General features: G+C 30.8%; 19 protein-coding genes. 10 read left to right on the top strand and 9 right to left on the bottom strand.

Annotation, left to right across the window (positions count from 1 at the left end; all coding sequences use genetic code 11):
- Positions 1 to 27: 27 nt before the first annotated feature.
- Entirely contained in the window at positions 28 to 402 is a 375-nt protein-coding gene (locus ACZ5N4_RS23975; RefSeq protein WP_464205013.1) for an alpha/beta fold hydrolase, read from the bottom strand.
- 121 nt (positions 403 to 523) lie between these two features.
- Here ACZ5N4_RS23975 and ACZ5N4_RS23970 point away from each other — a divergent pair, with 121 nt between their 5' ends.
- A complete protein-coding gene (locus tag ACZ5N4_RS23970; protein ID WP_464205011.1) occupies positions 524 to 1078 on the top strand; it encodes a hemerythrin domain-containing protein in 555 nt (184 codons plus the stop codon).
- 54 nt (positions 1079 to 1132) lie between these two features.
- On the opposite strand, the gene ACZ5N4_RS23965 is transcribed toward ACZ5N4_RS23970, so the two are convergent.
- Positions 1133 to 1795 carry a hypothetical protein gene (locus ACZ5N4_RS23965; protein WP_464205009.1) on the bottom strand — a complete coding sequence of 221 codons (663 nt, stop codon included), beginning with the start codon at positions 1793 to 1795 and terminating at the stop codon, positions 1133 to 1135.
- Between the two features lie 265 nt (positions 1796 to 2060).
- Between ACZ5N4_RS23965 and hcp the strand changes: the two genes are divergently transcribed.
- The gene (gene hcp / locus ACZ5N4_RS23960; protein ID WP_464205007.1) at positions 2061 to 3914 is read left to right on the top strand and encodes a hydroxylamine reductase; all 1854 of its coding nucleotides are present in this window, start codon (positions 2061 to 2063) and stop codon (positions 3912 to 3914) included.
- A 44-nt stretch (positions 3915 to 3958) separates the two neighbouring features.
- Here hcp and ACZ5N4_RS23955 read toward each other — a convergent pair whose 3' ends face one another.
- Positions 3959 to 4807 carry a YitT family protein gene (locus ACZ5N4_RS23955; protein ID WP_464205005.1) on the bottom strand — a complete coding sequence of 283 codons (849 nt, stop codon included), beginning with the start codon at positions 4805 to 4807 and terminating at the stop codon, positions 3959 to 3961.
- Positions 4808 to 5209: 402 nt separating this feature from the next.
- Here ACZ5N4_RS23955 and ACZ5N4_RS23950 point away from each other — a divergent pair, with 402 nt between their 5' ends.
- The 4 genes from ACZ5N4_RS23950 to ACZ5N4_RS23935 are packed head-to-tail and all read left to right on the top strand — an operon-like array spanning position 5210 to position 8951.
- Positions 5210 to 5878, top strand: coding sequence for a TetR/AcrR family transcriptional regulator (locus ACZ5N4_RS23950; RefSeq protein WP_464205003.1), 669 nt, complete (start codon positions 5210 to 5212; stop codon positions 5876 to 5878).
- A 23-nt stretch (positions 5879 to 5901) separates the two neighbouring features.
- Positions 5902 to 7014, top strand: coding sequence for an HlyD family secretion protein (locus ACZ5N4_RS23945; protein ID WP_464205001.1), 1113 nt, complete (start codon positions 5902 to 5904; stop codon positions 7012 to 7014).
- A gap of 12 nt (positions 7015 to 7026) precedes the next feature.
- Positions 7027 to 7818 (top strand): ABC transporter ATP-binding protein, encoded by a 792-nt coding sequence (locus tag ACZ5N4_RS23940; RefSeq protein WP_464204999.1) that lies wholly within the window; start codon positions 7027 to 7029, stop codon positions 7816 to 7818.
- A 17-nt stretch (positions 7819 to 7835) separates the two neighbouring features.
- Entirely contained in the window at positions 7836 to 8951 is a 1116-nt protein-coding gene (locus ACZ5N4_RS23935) for an ABC transporter permease (RefSeq protein WP_464204997.1), read from the top strand.
- Positions 8952 to 9043: 92 nt separating this feature from the next.
- On the opposite strand, the gene greA is transcribed toward ACZ5N4_RS23935, so the two are convergent.
- Together greA and ACZ5N4_RS23925 are read right to left on the bottom strand one after the other, a co-directional pair.
- Positions 9044 to 9508 (bottom strand): transcription elongation factor GreA, encoded by a 465-nt coding sequence (greA, locus tag ACZ5N4_RS23930; protein WP_464204995.1) that lies wholly within the window; start codon positions 9506 to 9508, stop codon positions 9044 to 9046.
- 366 nt (positions 9509 to 9874) lie between these two features.
- Entirely contained in the window at positions 9875 to 11116 is a 1242-nt protein-coding gene (locus tag ACZ5N4_RS23925) for a PLL family lectin (RefSeq protein ID WP_464211041.1), read from the bottom strand.
- Positions 11117 to 11477: 361 nt separating this feature from the next.
- Here ACZ5N4_RS23925 and ACZ5N4_RS23920 point away from each other — a divergent pair, with 361 nt between their 5' ends.
- The gene (locus ACZ5N4_RS23920) at positions 11478 to 12590 is read left to right on the top strand and encodes a DUF362 domain-containing protein (RefSeq protein ID WP_464204993.1); all 1113 of its coding nucleotides are present in this window, start codon (positions 11478 to 11480) and stop codon (positions 12588 to 12590) included.
- A 260-nt stretch (positions 12591 to 12850) separates the two neighbouring features.
- Here the strand turns inward: ACZ5N4_RS23920 and ACZ5N4_RS23915 are convergent, their stop codons facing one another.
- Positions 12851 to 13444, bottom strand: coding sequence for a flavin reductase family protein (locus tag ACZ5N4_RS23915; RefSeq protein WP_464204991.1), 594 nt, complete (start codon positions 13442 to 13444; stop codon positions 12851 to 12853).
- 199 nt (positions 13445 to 13643) lie between these two features.
- Here ACZ5N4_RS23915 and ACZ5N4_RS23910 point away from each other — a divergent pair, with 199 nt between their 5' ends.
- Positions 13644 to 14252, top strand: coding sequence for a DUF4912 domain-containing protein (locus ACZ5N4_RS23910; RefSeq protein ID WP_464204989.1), 609 nt, complete (start codon positions 13644 to 13646; stop codon positions 14250 to 14252).
- Positions 14253 to 14267: 15 nt separating this feature from the next.
- Positions 14268 to 15857 (top strand): glycoside hydrolase family 57 protein, encoded by a 1590-nt coding sequence (locus ACZ5N4_RS23905; protein ID WP_464204987.1) that lies wholly within the window; start codon positions 14268 to 14270, stop codon positions 15855 to 15857.
- Positions 15858 to 15944: 87 nt separating this feature from the next.
- On the opposite strand, the gene ACZ5N4_RS23900 is transcribed toward ACZ5N4_RS23905, so the two are convergent.
- Positions 15945 to 16382 (bottom strand): ImmA/IrrE family metallo-endopeptidase, encoded by a 438-nt coding sequence (locus tag ACZ5N4_RS23900; protein ID WP_464204986.1) that lies wholly within the window; start codon positions 16380 to 16382, stop codon positions 15945 to 15947.
- 44 nt (positions 16383 to 16426) lie between these two features.
- The gene (locus tag ACZ5N4_RS23895) at positions 16427 to 16867 is read right to left on the bottom strand and encodes a helix-turn-helix domain-containing protein (protein ID WP_464204985.1); all 441 of its coding nucleotides are present in this window, start codon (positions 16865 to 16867) and stop codon (positions 16427 to 16429) included.
- Positions 16868 to 17503: 636 nt separating this feature from the next.
- On the opposite strand from ACZ5N4_RS23895, the gene ACZ5N4_RS23890 reads away from it, so the two are divergent.
- Positions 17504 to 17965, top strand: a complete 462-nt coding sequence (locus tag ACZ5N4_RS23890; protein WP_464204983.1) for a siderophore-interacting protein — start codon at positions 17504 to 17506, stop codon at positions 17963 to 17965.
- A 416-nt stretch (positions 17966 to 18381) separates the two neighbouring features.
- Here ACZ5N4_RS23890 and ACZ5N4_RS23885 read toward each other — a convergent pair whose 3' ends face one another.
- Positions 18382 to 18774 carry a hypothetical protein gene (locus ACZ5N4_RS23885; protein WP_464204981.1) on the bottom strand — a complete coding sequence of 131 codons (393 nt, stop codon included), beginning with the start codon at positions 18772 to 18774 and terminating at the stop codon, positions 18382 to 18384.
- Positions 18775 to 18898: the final 124 nt, after the last annotated feature.

Here is an 18898-nt window from a genome sequence, read left to right as displayed (position 1 = left end):
ATTTAATATATAAAAGGTGTATGGAAATTATACAATTTTCATACACTGCTTTAACATAAATTTTGTCGATAACTTACCCATATCTTTTCTAGAATAATTTAAAATTCTACGCTTATCTGAGAAACCAAAACCTATTAAATCTAAGGCAAATACTGTATTGTTTTGAGATAGAGTATCTATTATATTTTCAAATATTAGAATTGAACATATAAATCCATGAATTAAAAGAATAGGTTCTCCTTCTCCCTTCTTAACAAAATTTATCCTTATACCATCAATATATATATAATCTGCGTTTTGAATATTTGATGTAAATTTTTTGTTGAAATAAATATTAATTGATATATTTGCAGTAATGTAAATAAAAACAAATAATATTACAAAAACTATTATTTTAGACAAAGTTATCACCATCCATAAGAATATTTCCAGCGTTATATAAATTTAGTTCACCCAATATGACTATAAATTATTCATATATATTTATTTGAATGGTAACAATATTAAATAGAGGTGATTAAAAATGGACTCAATCGAACTAATGAAAGAAGAACATATGTTTATAAAAAGAGGACTTAAAGTCATAAGAAAAATATGTATAGCTATACTTGAAACTGGAAAAGTATCTTATGATGATTTTATAAAGATGATTGATTTTATACGAAACTATGCTGATAAGCATCATCATAGTAAGGAAGAAAATATACTATTTAAGAAAATGGAAGATGAATTAGGCGAAAAAGTGAAAGCACCTCTATCTGGTATGCTTGTAGAACATGATTTAGGGAGATTATTCATCAGCAATTTAGAAGAAGCACTTAAAAAGTTTAAAGAAGGAGACATGGAAGCAAGAGTAGATATTATAGCTAATTCTATAGGTTATTGTGATTTATTGAATAGACATATAGATAAGGAAGATAATGCCATATACAATTTTGCAAAAAGATCCTTAAGTGAAAGCTCTCTTAAAGAAATTGAAGACAGGTGTATTGAATTAGAGGATAATGCTGATGAAAAAAATACTCAAAATAACTACATAAAAATGTTAGAGCAGTTAGAAGAAAAGTGGGTTAAATAGCAGATCATATTACAAAAAAAGAGTAAAAGATATTGAATCCTTTACTCTTTTTTATTATTTTTTTATTATTTCATTTACAGATACAGGAGTTCCAGTAGCATTATGAGTCACCTTATAAGTAAAGCTGCTGTTAAGTGTTTCAATGAAAGCTTTAATCCATGCCTCTCTCAATGTGTAAAAGACATTTATATCTCCGTTAGCAGCATTCCAGTAATTTTTATGCAGGCATAATGCAGTTTCCCACTGCAATTTATCTTCATTATTTACAGTAATATCATTTACTCTATCACAAGGCATACCCTCAATGATATAGCTATTTAATGCATTATACATTTCTTCAGGGGTATTAATTTGATATTTTTCTTTTGCTTCTTCAGCACAAATACGGGCTTGCTTAGCATATAAATCTAGAGCTATATTTAGTGTCTCTTCTTTGTTATAATTATTAAATATTTCTGTTATAAAAGCAGCCTGTCTTGTCTCTGCAAGGGATATTTTATGTTGTAACCAACCATGTATGTTAGAAACATCTATTAATTCCTCTATAGGTTTACTCTCTAAAGGATATCCATGCTTCTCTTCTATATCTTTATATAAGCTTTTTACACTCTCCCCATATTTTTCTGTATAAGCATTGACTAAATCTGATTCTAAACCCTCATATAATTTTATTTTATTGAACAACCATGTATGAATAGGTGCTAAAAATTTACTCATTTTTATATCTCCCTTCTAAACAACTATATAAAATAAATTACCACTTAAGTTTAAATATAGTGACGATGTATTTTAAGTAAGTTAGATTAGTATTTATTTTACTAGATATTATTTTATGTGTTTATTATATTATTAAACATTTCTTTTTTCTGTAACATAGGTTACTGATTTATAACATTATTTTTGGTAAAGTATAATCACTAATAGAAAACCCGCAAGATTTTACATAGCAAGTAAAAATTTATATTAAGAGGGGGAAATAATAATGAAAATAACTAGTAATATGCTAATCGGAGAAATTTTAAAATTAGACAGCAAGGCAGCACAAATATTAATGAATCATGGTATGGGATGCGTAGGATGTCCATCTTCACAAATGGAATCACTAGAACAAGCAGCGGCAGTCCATGGCATAAACCTAGATAAATTAGTAGAAGATTTGAATAACGGCCTTGGATATAACTTAAAGGCAAATGATTACGATATGTTCTGTTATCAATGTGAACAAACTGCAGGAGGTAAAGGTTGTACAAAGGCTGGAGTTTGTGGTAAAGATGCGGCTGTAGCTGCATTACAAGACCTTCTAATTCATGAATTAAAAGGAATAGGTTTCTATGGAAATGAAGCAGTTAAAAAAGGAATAAAAATAGATAGTAAAATTAATAAATTCACTATGGATGCATTATTCTCAACTTTAACAAATGTAAATTTTGATTCTAATAGATTAGTTGATTTAATAAAGGAATCTGAAAGTGTTAAAGCTCAACTTAAGGGAGTAGCAGGAGAAATTACTGTAGAAATTCCTGATGAGGTAGATTATAAAGCGCCAAATACTATAGAAGAGATGATATCAGACGCTAAAGATTTAGGTGTTATGTCAGATTCAACATTAAATGAAGATGTACGCTCATTAAGAGAATTAGGTATATATGGAATAAAAGGAATGGCAGCTTATGCTCATCATGCTTATGTATTAGGAAGAGAAGACGAAGTAGTAAATAACTTCTTCTATAAGTTATTGGCATCTACTTTAGATAAAAACTTAACTGTATCAGATTGGCTTAGCTTAGATATGGAACTTGGACAAGTAAACTTTAAAGTTATGGAGCTTCTTGATTCAGCTAATACAAGTGAATATGGAAACCCATCTCCAAAAAGCGTACTAGTAACTAAAAAGAAAGGTCCATTTATAGTAGTATCAGGACATGATCTAAAGGACTTAAAACAATTATTAGAGCAAACTGAAGGAAAAGGAATTAATATTTATACTCATGGTGAAATGCTTCCATGTCATGCATATCCAGAGTTAAATAAATATAGTCACCTTATAGGAAACTTTGGTGGAGCTTGGCAAGATCAACAAAAAGAATTTGATAATCTTCCAGGAGCAGTTTTAATGACAACTAACTGTATACAAAAGCCAAGAGAAAACTATAAAGATAGAATATTCACTTCCAGCGTAGTAGCTTGGCCTGGTGTTGCACATATTGATGATAAAGATGGAGTAAAAGATTTTACACCAGTTATTGAAAAAGCTCTAGAACTTGGCGGATGGACTGAAGATGAAGAAGAAAAGTCAATATTAGTTGGATTTGGACATAATGCAACATTAAGCAATGCAGGAAAAATAATAGAAGCAGTTAAAGCAGGAGCAATTAAGCATTTCTTCTTAATAGGCGGATGTGATGGTGCAAAATCAGGAAGAAACTACTATACAGATTTTGCTAAGGCTGTTCCTCAAGATTCTATAATATTAACTTTAGCTTGCGGTAAATATAGATTTAATAAGCTAGATTTCGGAACTATAGGAGAACTTCCTAGATTACTAGATGTAGGACAATGTAATGATGCATATTCAGCAATTAAAATAGCATTAGCATTAGCAGAAGCATTTAATTGTGGAGTAAATGACTTACCATTATCACTGATTCTTTCATGGTATGAACAAAAAGCTGTATGTATACTACTAACATTGTTATCTCTTGGAATCAAAAACATTAAGATAGGACCTTCATTACCAGCATTTCTATCACCAAATGTAGTTAATGTATTGGTTGAAACATTTAACTTAGCTCCAATAACTACTCCAGAACAAGATTTAAAAGAAATACTAGGATAAATTTAATAAAGAATGGGTACTAGCAAAGCTAGTACCCATCTTTATTATGCAATTTCTGCAAAGCCTTCTCCGAGAACCTCATTAACTTCATTAACTGTAATAAAGGCTCTTTCATCAATACATTTTATATAATCCTTTAATTTTAAAAATTGTTTTCTGTTAACAACGGTAGTAATTACTTCTCTTTCATTATTGTTATATGCGCCTTTAGCGTAGTATATAGTAGCACTTCTATCTAATGTATCTACTATATAATCTTTTATTTCCTCACCTGAATTGCTTATTATTGCTACTTGCTTATAGGTATTTAGGTTTCTTATTACAGTATCTATAAGTGTTGCATTTAGTATTACACCAAGAATTGCATACATACCTTTATCTATTCCAAATACAATAGAGGCAGCTACTGTAATAACAATATCAGCAATTAATACACATTTACCAATGCTAATTTTAAAATACTTGTTTATTATTTTTGCAATAATATCTGTACCACCAGTAGATGCATCTTGATCAAATACAATTGCCATACCTACACCACATATTAAGACACCAAATATAAGTTGCACTAACATATCGTCGCTTAAAGGACGAACATTAGGGAAAAACTTTTCTAATAGTAGAATTATTCCTGAAACAGAAAAACTGCAGAATATAGTTTTTCCTCCAAAAACAGGTCCAATTATTAAAATACCAGTTAAAAATAGTACTACCTCCATAGCCATCATCAATGCTCCGATAGGCAAACTTGGGAAAATACTATTTATTATTATAGCAGCACCGCTTATTCCTCCAGCAGCAATATGGTTTGGAGCTAGAAAAAAGTAAGTGCCCACGGCTACCAATAATGCTCCAATAAAAATTACAAAGAAACTTTTAAAATTTTTTTTCATACTAACCCCTCCCGTTTATTATATTCATTAAAAAAGAGCATATAAACCCAAGAGAATTAAATTCCTCAGATTAATATGCTCTCATTACACAAATGCTAAATGCGCTCATGTGAACGTCTTTTCATAAATTAATGATATATTTTTAAGTTAATCTTATATTAACATAAAAGTACTTTAATGTCAATATTTCTGGATTATTTTAATAGATTTGTAAAAATAAAAAGCAATACTTATAACATTTTATTTTTACATAAGTTATCCAGTTTAATAAAACGTGAATTTATTTTGATAAAAGCAATTGACAAAGTTCAGAAAATATAATAAATTTAAAATGAGTACTCACTCATTTTGAGTGAGTAAGCACTATAAAATTATTCTACTTATATAAAATGGAGGATAAAGATGGACATAGAAAATAAAGAGATGATTGAAAAGCTTTTATCAAATGAAGGCTTTTCAGAAGAAGAAATGACGAAAAGACAATGGCAGATATTAGAGGCTGCTGTAAAAGTATTTTCAGCTAAGGGGTTTGATGGAAGCAGAACGAGTGAAATTGCAAAGGAAGCTGACGTAGCTGAAGGAACTATATTTAGATATTATAAAACTAAAAAAGATTTGCTTATGGGACTATTAATACCGCTAATTACAAAGTTTTTCAGGCCTATGATTTTAGATTCTGCAGAGAGAATTATAAAAAATGAAGATGATAAACCATTAGAAGAAGTAATTAATAATTTATTAATTGATAGATTCTATTTAATTGATAAAAACCTACCATTAATTAAAACAGTATTTATGGAGGCAGCTTACCAACCAGAATTATTAGAAACTTTGCGAAAAGACTTAGCACCTAAACTCATTCCATTTATAAACTTTTTCATTGAATCTAATATAAAAAATAACAATCTTAGAGACCTAGAACCTAAGTTAGTTACAAGGACACTGATGAGCTTACTTTTAGGTTATGTTATATTTTCTAATACTTTTCCAGATTTTTTTCAAGGTGAAAATCACGAAGATGAGATAAGAAAGATTGTTGATATATTCTTAAACGGAGTTAGTAATATATAGTTTTAATAAAGGAGTGAAATATAGTGGATAAAAAGAAAAAAGTAAAAGTATTGGTGCTTATTACTTTAATAATTGCAGTTTCTGGTGGTTTTGTTTTTAAATCCATTAAGGACAAGCAAAAAGATGAATTTGTATATTACGGTACCGTGGAAGCAGATAAGGTAAACCTATCTACAGAAATTGGTGGAAAGATAAAGGAGATTAAACTTCAAGAGGGAAGTAAGGTAAAGGCCGGTGAATTAGTTGCGACTATAGACTCTGATGAAAATTCATTAAAACTTCAAGATTCAGAAATATCAATAAAAAACGCTGAAAATGAATTAGGTAAAAAACAAGATGGTACTAGAGCTGAGGAGATAAAAGCTCAAGAGGCTTTGGTGAGACAAGCACAATCATTAGTAAAGCAAGGAGAAGCAGCAGCAAAAATTGCAGAAAATAATTTAAACTCTGCGCAAACAAATTTTGATTATAAGAAAAAGATATATGATGATGCAGCAGCACTATATAAAAGTGGAGCGGATTCAAAATACAAAATGGATGCTGCCAAAAACGAACTTGACACTGCTTCAAATGTACTTAATAATGCTAAAGACTCATTGGAAAGCTCTAAAGCACAGGTTAGCAACTATAGTGCACAACTGGATTCAGCCAATGAAAAATTGCAGTTATTAGTAAATGGTGCTACAGAAAGAGATAAAAACTCAGCACAGTATGGAGTAGAAAAAGCAAAGAACAGTTATGAGCTTAGTAAAGTTATGCTAGATAAAAGTAATATAGTGACATCTACTGATGGTATTATAGAAACTATTAATTTTAAGAAAGGTGAATATATAGCACCAGGTAGTGCAGTTGCTACATTGTTAGATGACAAAAATCTATGGGTAAAAATTTATGTACCTGAAAGCGTACTTACACACATTAAACTAGAAAAGGAAGTAACACTTACGAGTGATTTTTTAAAGGATAAAACCATAAAAGGAAAGATAATATATATATCACCAGAAGCAGAATTTACTCCAATGAATATAGTTACTAAAAATGACAGAACTAAGCTTGTATATGAAGTAAAAATCAAGGTTTTAGATAATATTGACAATGTAAAAACTGGTATGCTTCTTGATGTAAATTTAAAATAATGGAGGCTTATTATGGAATATGCCATCTCTATAAAAAACCTTACAAAAAAGTTTGGGAACTTTACAGCTGTAGATGATCTATCATTTGACATTCCTAAAGGTAAAATATTTGGTTTTCTAGGGCCTAATGGTTCGGGAAAATCTACAACTATAAGAATGATTTGCGGCGTATTAAAACCAACTTCTGGAGAAGGAAAGGTTTTAGGATATGACCTTATAAAAGAATCAGAGAAAATAAAGCAAAATATAGGATATATGTCTCAAAAGTTCAGTTTATATGAGGATTTAACAGTAGAAGAAAACCTAGAGTTTTACGGAAACATATATATGATACCCAAGGATAAACTAGAAGAACGAAAAAAAGAATTAATTGAAATGGCTAATCTAACAGGAAAAGAAAAAAGTTTAGCTGGTACATTATCCGGTGGATGGAAGCAAAGATTAGCATTGGGATGCTCTCTTATTCATAAACCTAGTCTTTTAATACTAGATGAGCCAACAGCAGGAGTGGATCCGGTATCAAGAAGAGAATTCTGGAGTACAATAACTAATCTTGTTAAAGGTGGAATAACAGTATTAGTAACAACTCATTACATGGATGAGGCCTCAATCTGTGATATCATAGGTTTTATTTATAATAGCAAACTCATTACGATTAGTACTACTGATAGTTTGTATGAGGAACATGGTATAAATAACTTAGAAGATATATTTATAAGCTATGTTAAAGAGCTTTCAAATAAGGATGTTATATCATCTTTTGATGATTTAAAATTAACGAGGCAGAAAAGAGGCGATAAATAATGCAGTGGAAGAGGCTAATGACTATAACTAAAAAAGAATTTATTCACATAAAAAGGGATAAAGCTAGCCTTGTAATAGCATTGATGATGCCAATAATGATGCTTTTATTGTTTGGATTTGCAGTTAATACTGATGTAAATAACGTAGATTTGATAGTTTATGATGGAAGCAGAACTTCAGAGAGCCGTGAGTTAACAAGTAAGTTTACGAATTCCTCTTACTTTAGACTTTATGGAGAAGTAAATTCACCAAAAGAGGTTGAGGAATATATAGCGATGGGAAAGGTTAAAGTTGGACTTGTTATACCACCTGATTATACTAAGGAGTTGAGAAGAAATAGCCCAACTGAAGTACAGGTATTAGTGGACGGATCAGATCCTACTATAGCTAGAACTGCTATGTCATATTCACTGCTCATTGGAAATAATTATTCTTTAAAAATGAGGAAAATTGAGACCCAAAGGTCAGCATTAGGAAAACAAGAAAACACAGGTATAAGTTTGAAGCCATTTGTGCTATATAATCCCACTCTTGAGAGCAGTAAGTTTAATGTACCAGGGGTTATCGGGCTGATTCTTCAAAATATAACAGTAATATTAACATCTTTTGCTATGGTTAGAGAAAGAGAAAAGGGTACGATAGAACAGCTTATTATGACTCCAGTTACATCTTTTGAGCTAATAGTTGGTAAGCTTATACCATATACGATAATAGGATTTTTTGATATGATTGTGGCCCTGCTTTTAGGGAATATAATATTCGGGGTAACAATAAAGGGAAGTGTGGCATTGCTAATTTTACTTGGAACATTATTTTTAATATGTTCTCTAGCTATGGGGATGCTAATTTCTACAGTAGCTAAAACTCAACTGCAAGCTATGCAGGCATCAATTGCTCTTCTATTACCTAGTGTATTACTTTCTGGATTTATGTTTCCAAGAGAGTCTATGCCTAAGATTATCTATTATATAAGTAATGTTTTACCTATGACTTACTTTTTACAGATCTTAAGAGGAATAATAGTAAAGGGAGTTGGAATAACTTATCTGATAAGTCCAATTATTTCTTTATTAATTTTAATTCTTATAATTGTTGGCCTAACTATGAAGAAGTTTAGTAAAACACTTGATTAGGTATCCGAAAGAAAATAACAAGCTAAAAATTTCTTAAATGAATAGATTCACTCCTGTGAATTTTTCTATTAGGAGTGAATCTTATGTATTTCTTATAGTATTTTTATAACTTCTACGTCATACTCGCCATCTGGTGATGTTACAGTTTTCTTTTGGCCAACTTTTAATTTATATAAAGCTTCGCCAAGTGGTGACTCAATGCTTATTTTCATATTTTTAGCATCTGCCTCAACGGTACTAACTAATGTAACCTCTTCAGTTTCATCAATATCATAGAATTTTACTAAAGCTGTTTTGTTAATACCAAATACATCTTCTTCATCAGAACTTTCAATGATTTGTGCATTTTTAAGTGTTTCTTCTAATTCCATTATTCTTGTTTCAGTCATTGATTGGTCATCTTTAGCAGCACTATAATCTGCATTTTCACTAAGGTCGCCTTGTGCACGAGCAGCTTTTAACGCAGCCTTTATTTCTACTCTTTTGACAGTCTTTAGGTATTCTAATTCTTCTTCTAGTTTTTTCTTTCCAGCTTCTGTCAACATTAAATTACGCATGAAAAAATCACCCACTATCTAAAATTTTATTAATATAGCAAAATTGCTTACAACCATGCTTTATTTGTTTATACTATATATAATATCACCAATATAATATTACAACAAGATAACAATCATTTAGATATTTGCCATAAGTATATAATCTTAAACTCCGTACCGGTAATTTTTTAATGTAATTCATAATTTAAAAATTTTGCGACACAGTTTTTATAGGAAAAGTAACTAGAAAGTTAGCTTATACAAAGGGATATGTTTCCAAAGCTAAAAGTTTTTAACGTGCTGAAGCTTGGAAACATATCCTGGAGTATAAGCTAACTTTCAGACTAATGCCCTATATAGGATCTTATGTCGCAAATTTTTATACTACTCCTTCCAAAGGTGCCATAGATGATCGTTTTTCCCTTTTGCAAAAACATCAATACGATTAGGGCCCCAGGATGCTGATGCAGGTGCAGAGGTCAAGTTTCCATCGAGGTTTTGCCATGAGCTCCATCGGCTTCCATTCCAAGATTTATAGATTAATTCTCCATTTTTACCTCTAGCAAAAACGTCAATACGATTAGGACGAGTTGATACTGCTGCAGGTTCAGATGCTATATTACCGCCGAGGTCTTCCCAATCACTCCACCTAGAACCATCCCACCATTTATGCCATAGTGCTTGATTTTGTCCTCTAGCAAAAACATCAATACGGTTAGGCCCCCAGGATACAGCAGCAGGTCCAGAGGTTAGGTTTCCACCTAGTGCTTCCCAATCACTCCATCTAGACCCATTCCACCACTTATGATAAAGTTGATTATCTGTTCCACGAACAAAGGTATCGATTCTATTTGGCCCCCATGATGATGCACCTGGAGCAGAAGTTAAAATACCACCTAGATTTTCATAGTCGCTCCATCTAGAACCGTTCCACCATTTATGGTACATAGCATTGTCAGTGCCGCGAACAAAAGTATCAATTCTATTAGGCCCCCAGGATACTGAGGCAGGAGCAGAAGTCAAGACACCGCCAAGATTTTCAAAGTCACTCCATCTGGAACCATTCCACCATTTATGATACATAGCATTGTCAGATCCTTTAACGAAAACATCTAATCTATTTGGTCCCCAGGAAGATGAGCCAGGACCTGAAGTTAAAATGCCACCTAAGTCTTCCCACTTACTCCATCCTTTTTCAGTAGAAATTTGTGCATTATTTAGTGTGAATCTAATAACTTTCTTTATAAGCTCATTAAGTCTATTACGAGGTATACCCATAGTTACTAAAGATGATAAAACATAAGAGTATCTTTTCTCGAAATCCTTGGCGATGGCATTTACCTTTTGGTTTTCGCTTCCTGAATATTTTTCCGCATTATCGAGAACATATCCAATAATTAATCTAAGTAAGTAATCAGAAGTACGTCTATTAATCCCATAATCCGTCAGACTCTTATAAATATTAGGCTCCTCTTTAGCTAGCAACTTTAATAGTTGATCTATCTCATTTTGAGGTGCTCTAAATGCATCTAAGTATATATCTACATCTAAATTTGACCTACTGTCACTAAAATCTTCACTTGAGGCTTCTATGTTAGTATCATTGGAATTGTTATTTGCATCCACATCACATTCTGAAATTTCTTCTCTACTCTCATCTTTGTCAATAAAGGTTTCCTCGTTGCCGCTCATACGCATATTTGGATGACAATGATAAAAACTGCTGCAGAATTGGCACATGGTGTAAGGGCAACAAAACCATTTTTTTTGTAACATTTATATACCTCCGAACATTGATAATTTCATATTATTCTACGAAGTTAAAAAATGTTACTTTGATGAAGACCTGATAATAAAAAGTTTATAGTGGTACCATAAAAGTTACTATATTTCAATAAAGTATCTTACTTTAAAAGTGTATTAAAAATTGATATACTATATCTTATTAATATATTTATTTTGTATATTTTTAAGGGGGGGCAATTAAATGGAAAAGTCTAAAGTATATTTTACAGACTTAAAAACAAAACCAGGCTTAAACTTATTGGATAAACTAGAGAAGCTAGTAAAGAAGGCGGGCATTGAGAATATTGATTTTAAAAATAAATTTGTAGCTATAAAAATTCACTTTGGAGAACCAGGAAATTTAGCATATATTAGGCCTAATTATGCAGCGAAATTAGTAAAAGTGATTAAGGAATTAGAGGGAATACCATTTCTTACTGATGCCAATACATTATATACAGGAAGAAGATCAAATGCTATAGACCATTTAGAGGCTGCTTTTGAAAATGGTTTTAATCCATTGTCAGTAGGCTGTAATGTTATAATTGCAGATGGTTTAAAGGGAACAGATTATAGAGAAATAGAAATCAACTGTAAGCATTGTAAAACTGCTAAAATAGGTACTGCTATCGCAGATTCAGATATAATTATATCTATGAATCATTTTAAAGGCCATGAAATGACTGGCTTTGGTGGTGCAATAAAAAATTTAGGAATGGGATCCGGTTCAAGAGGTGGAAAATTAGAAATGCATTCCGCATCTCAACCAAAGATAAAAAAAGAGAATTGTGTTGCATGCGGACAATGTATAAAAAGCTGCTCACAATCTGCTGTAGTAATTGATAAAGACAAAAAGGCAGATATAGATTATAGTAAGTGTATAGGTTGTGGTCAATGTGTTGCGATATGTCAATTTAACGCTGCACAAGTTATATGGAATGAATCAGCTGATACTGCAAATGAAAAAATTGCAGAATACACTTATGCAGTTATTAAAGATAAGCCTAACTTCCATATTAGTTTTATAATGAATGTTTCACCTAATTGTGATTGTTGGAATTCAAATGATATAGCTATTGTACCGGATATAGGTATAGCTGCTTCCTTTGATCCCGTTGCACTAGATAGAGCTTGTGTGGATTTGGTAAATAAAGCACCAATAATAAATGGATCAGTTCTTGAACATGAACACTATCATGAAGGTGAAGATAAATTTACTCATATACATGTAAATACCAACTGGGAGGCTGGTTTAAAGCACGCTGAACAAATAGGTATAGGTACTCAAGATTATGAATTAGTTGTTTTAAAATAGAGTTTAAAGGCCGAAAGTTAACTTTCGGCCTTTTTTATCTGCATAGTTTTGCTCATTTATACCATAGTAAATTTGTATGATAGCTTTTACATAAAAGGTTGTTGTATTCTAATGTATCTCTGTTTGGAGACATCTTATGTTTTGTAAATATAAATATGATTTCAATAATGAGTATAAAAATTAAAATAAATAATAACTTTTTGAAGTTTGACATTAAAATCACCCCTATCATATTCTATGTGATAGGGACATGCAAAATATTATTTTTTTGATTTATTTTTAGTTTTTTTCTTTTTTTGAACGGAGTATCCAAACTTACCCAAAGGTTTATTGAAAACAGGAAAATATTCACCGTGAGAGTAACATATTAAATTAGCTTTTTCTAAATGTATTTTACCACTTTCATCTATTAAAGTATCTTCTACATGAATTGATACTACTTCTGCTAAAAAAAGATCATGACTTCCCAGAGGAGTTATACTTTTAAGCTTACATTCCATGGTAACGGGGCATTGCTTAATACCAGGTACAGAAATTTGTTCACTATCCTCCAATACTAAATTACACTCTTTTATCTTATCAATAGTTTTTCCGGATCGCACACCACAAAAGTCTACGGCACGGACAAGATCTTTAGAAGGTAGATTAACTACAAATTCCTCTGTTTCTTTTATGTATTTGTATGATAATCTTTCAGGGCGTATAGCCACTGTTATCATAGGTGGCCTTGTGCATGCAGTTCCAATCCAACCAACAGTAAATACATTTACATTTCCTTCTTTGCTTTTAGATGTTATAAGTACTGCTGGAACTGGATTTAGTATAGCACTTCCTTTAAATGATATTTTAGACATGTAATTTCTCCTTTCTTTATTAGTTTTTATAAGTCAATTTGTCTTAAATCATCTATACACTTTAATATAAAATACAGTGATTTATATTATATCAAAGAACTATATTAAATGTTACAAGAAAATTTAAGAGTTTCTATAAGTGACGTAAATGGAATTTTAAGGTATAATATCTTTACTATACATTCAGAGGAGTGATTTCATGCTGGGAAAGGAAAAATCAAATATAGTTTTAATGGTGCAAAGTGCAAGTAGAATATTTTGTTATTTTAACGTATCATCTGTAACTATAAGAGAATTTGAGAACAGATATGGGGAAAGCTCCTGGAAAAATTCAAAGCCTGTTATTAAAGTTTACTTTGTAGAAAATGGCATAGCAAAAGAAACGAAAACAATTTTTATAGATGATTTTGCAAATAACTGGTATATAAATATGGATAGAGGGGATAAAGACATATTTATAAAGCTTGGCAGGGTATTACCAGATAACACTTTTTATGCATTTGCAGTATCCAATACAGTTACTACTCCAAGAAGTTACGAATCAGAAGATACTTCAGTATATTTTGTAGATCTTTCTCAAAATGTTAACATAAATTCTAAGGCAAGCCTTACTACTTATGAAGAATATACAAACAATATTAAGAAGCATAGAGAACCTAAGCCCTATCCTTTTATGAACGCCAATAAAAAGTGGAATGGATACCCTAAAATAATAATAAATACAGATTATTGTAAAGAAGATTTTTTTAATAGATATTTTGATGAAGTAATAATTAAATATGATCTATGTTCGTCGCCAATTAAGTAATATGGGGGTAAAAATATGGTCACTGGTTATGTTTCAATGATACTTCACAGCCACATGCCTTTTGTCAGGCATCCTGAAATTGAGGATTCTTTAGAAGAAAGATGGCTTTTTGAGGCTATGAGCGAATGTTATATACCATTAATAGAGGTTTATGATAATCTTATAAAGGATAACATAAATTTTAAAATTGCTATGTCCATAACACCTCCATTGATGGCTATGCTAGAGGACGACTATTTACAAAAAAGATATTTAGAATATTTAAAGAAATCTATAGAACTATCAGAAAAAGAGATTATTAGAACAAAGAATAATAGGGAATTAAACAAACTAGCATGTTTCTATAATGAAAGATTTAATAAATTGATATCAATATATAAAAGTTATGATTGCAATTTAATGAATGCATTTAAAAAATTTGATAAGTCTGACAGCTTGGAAATAATAACTTGTTCTGCTACTCACGGACTTTTACCTTTGCTTATGGTAAATCCAGAAACAGTCAGAGCACAGCTTGCAACAGGAATACAATCATACATAGATTGTATAGGACATTCTCCTAAGGGAATATGGCTGCCTGAGTGTGCTTATACATATTCCTTGGATTCAATGTTAAAGGATTTTGGAATACAATACTTTATAACAGAAAGTACTGCGGTACTTAATGCATCACCAAAGCCGAGATATGGAACTTTTGCCCCAATAGCTACTCCTAATGGTGTATGTGCTTTTGGAAGAGACATGGAATCTTCACATCAAGTTTGGAGTAACTTTACTGGATATCCAGGTGACTATTATTATAGAGAGTTTTATAAGGATATAGGATATGAATTGCCTATGGAATACATAAAGCCTTACATAAATAAAGGTGGAATAAGGTTAGATACAGGGATAAAGTATTATAGAATAACAGAAAAAACAGATAAAAAGGAGTATTATAACAGAGAAGCTGCAATGGAGAAAATTAAGGAGCATAGTTCACATTTTGCATCTTCTAGATTTAATCAAATTAATCATATTTCTCAAAACATGGAGCAGCCACCTATAATAACTTGCCCCTATGATACGGAATTGTTTGGGCATTGGTGGTTTGAGGGGCCGGATTTTATAGATGCATTTATAAGAAAATCTGCAGAAGAATGGACGAACTATGAGCTAATAACACCGTCGCAGTATTTAGAAAAATACCCAATGGTTCAATGCAGCAATCCGTGTCCTTCAAGTTGGGGAGAAAATGGAGATTATTCAGTATGGATAAATAAATCCAATGATTGGATTTATAGAGATCTTCATAGCTGTGCAGAGGCTATGGTAAGGCTGGCTGATACCTATACTAATCCCAGTGATCTTCAGAAAAGAGCATTAAATCAAGCTGCTAGAGAATTAATGCTTGCAGAAGCATCGGATTGGCCCTTTATAATAAAAAACAATACAACTGTTGAATATGCGGTAAAGAGAGTGAATACACATATTGAAAGATTTGATAAGTTATATGATGACATAACTAAGAATACATTAGATTCTAAGCATATTTCATATATGGAAGAATTAGATAACATATTTAAAAACATAAACTATAAAATCTACAAAAAAGATATTTATTAAAACCTGCAAATACCACATTTGTGGGTTTTATTTAATATTGTACATTTATGTTAAAATTTTCTGATAAAAGTCTAAAAAATACTCAAATCATTTTTCGAATTTGAGCTTCAATAACTCTATAGGTAAACCTTCACTTAGGGATATTTGTTCTAAGTTAAAATAGCTTGGATAATCTTCCTTGAGGCTATCTGATATTAATAACTCAGATGCAAATCTGTTGGCCTCATTTTCATATCTATTTATATTATAAAAGGTATGGTTTTTTAAAAAAGTACAATTTAATTTAGGGTGAAGAATTGCATGACCAAGTTCATGTGCGCATACAACTCTTTGCATTAAATACGGGAGAGTGGAATTAATATAGATAAACTTAACTCTCTTTTCATATTGATATAATCCGTTAACTTCTTCATGCAAAGGCCAATGAATTACTTGAATTTTTAGTAATTCAGCTAATTCAAAAGGATTATCAGTTTTAAATTTTTTTGTTAATTGATCTACTTTTTCCTTTATATGGTTTCTCAATTTAACTCCCCCACGCAATACAAACATTAACCTATCAGTTGAGCTTAATCTTTTCTATATTTTTTAGGTATATACTTTTTATTAATTAATTTTGCTTGACGCATACCAAACTCAAGTGCGTCTACAATGCTTTGAACAGCATCAGGTGATACTGGTTCCCCTGAAAGCATAAGTCCATCTTGCCCTTCCATAAGTTCAGTTTTTATTTGATTAAGTCTTTTTTCTATGTCTTTTTCGTCTTTTTTATTTAATTGTGTCTCGTTTCTTTCATTAGCTAATTGATTCTCGCCTAGAAGATAAGATGTTGTAGTGTCAAGTGCTTTAGCGATATCATTTAATCTTTCCAAGGAAGGATTACTTCTTCCATTCTCAATATCACTTAGAAAAGAAATTGATATATTTGCTTTTTCAGATAAATCCTTTAGAGTTAAACTGTGTTCTTTTCTAAGAGCTTTTATTCTATCTCCTATACTATTAATAGACATACATATCACCTTTCTGAATTTGTTACTATCTTTAGTTCGATAATAACGTATTAATTATATTATACATCAATAAAAACGGAAGTAAATATGAAAAAATACGTTTTTTACGTAAATATGAGAAATTTAGAGTTTTTTAAAACAATACAACTTTATTTTAACCAAATAACATAATACAGATGTATGATTTATTACGATATTTACGTATAATAATTATAAACATTCTGCTAATATATAATAATTTATTATATATATCAATAAAAATCTTTATACTCAAAAGATACTTTAATCTTAGATATATAGGAGGTGGAAAATGAGTTTGAAAAAATTACTTAAGTTATCAACGATGGTAGTGGGCATTTTTTAAATTGTAATTACGTAAATAACGTAATGAAGATTAAATAATGAAAACTATTAATAATACAAGCTTTATTCGATGACTGCTTGATCGGATACTCTCTAGATAACGAGTTCTAAGCATCAAGTGATAGAAAAAACTCTGATGCCAGAAACTCTTTTTATAAAGAATACTTTAAATAGACTTATTCTTACATTGATAAGGTATCTATGCTATCAATAATCTAGAAAATTACTTGAAAAAAATAAAAGAGAAAAACATATAAAAAAGGAGCTGATAAAATGAACAAAGATAAGGGAAAGGATTTATATAAAAAAACAGATGGATTACTTTTAAATTATAAGATAATTAAGGCAGAAATAAATAATTTAGAATTAGAAATAGAAGAGATTAAATCAGAATACGATGGTGTTAAAGCTGTAGGGTATGAAGAACGAACAGGAAAAACTAATGCTTTTAGTAGCTCAGTAGAGAACGAAATATTAAAGAAAGAAAAGTTAATAAGGGATTTAATGAAAGAAAAGAGAAGCAAGGAAATATTGCTTAGCAAAGTAGACAATGCCTTAACTATATTAGAAGAAGAGGAAATAAAAATAATTAAGTTAAGGTATTTTGAAAAAATGGGATGGAATAAAATAGGCATATTAACAAACAGAGATGGAGATTACTGCGGCCGCATTAAAAGAAAAGCTGTAAATAAGATATCAGAACTAATTTGGGTAAGCAAAAAGTACACGGGATAAATCCCGGAAATGGTCGGATTTTTTCTGTAACAAGTACAGTAAACACATGCTAATATTATATCATCAAATTAATTCGAAACGAGCACTTGGAGATACTTCAAGTGCTTGTTGTTTTATCCGATGACTTCTAAGCTTCAGATGGAGTCAGAACTCCACCTGAAGCTTAGAACTCTGTTTATTGAAAGGAGGTGAGGATATGAAAGCGAAAAAAGACTTAGATCCTAAACCTAATAGAAAAGATTTAACAAATAACAAAAATTTAAATGATTAGATGATTGCAGAATTGACAATTAAAAAATGTGGATAACTTTTGGAACTTTGCTTAAAAATCCGAAAAAGGACAGCACAACAAAAAGCCTTTTGATAAAAAGGCATGCGTAGCATAGCGGCTTGATATGCAACTGTGGATATGTTAATTATACTGCTATTTTAAGAAGTTTATTTATGCTTCTAATATATTCAGGCTTATTTATGGCGTAAGCCAGTATTACATTTATGAGTTTAGAAATAGCAGTTAAGTATAATTCAGAACGCATAGTAGTGGTATTTACTGTTCTTGGTTGTTCAATGCATGGATTGCACTTAAAAGAAGCTATAGATCTTTCAATACATGCACGAATAGGGTATGTTTCATCCCATTCTGAAGAATTCCTTTGAACACCAGGATAAAGTCTAAAATCTTTATCAGGATAAACATATGTCATACGACCACTTTTTTTATCTGTACAGGGATTTTCACATGTGTGATAGCATTTACCTTTTTTATCTAAGGATTTATAAAAATCTTCATCGAAGAATTTTATATTCAAAGGAATACCCCAACCATTTGTTAAAAGACCAAACTTGTAGAAGTAACCAAAATGTCCATTAACAAAGTCTAACTTAATACTAGGGTTAGCCTGTGCAAATTTAGGCGAATCAACGCTTGCGGAA

It is taken from the genome of Clostridium nitrophenolicum (assembly GCF_055391695.1).
This window is presented reverse-complemented; position numbering and strand designations above follow the sequence as displayed.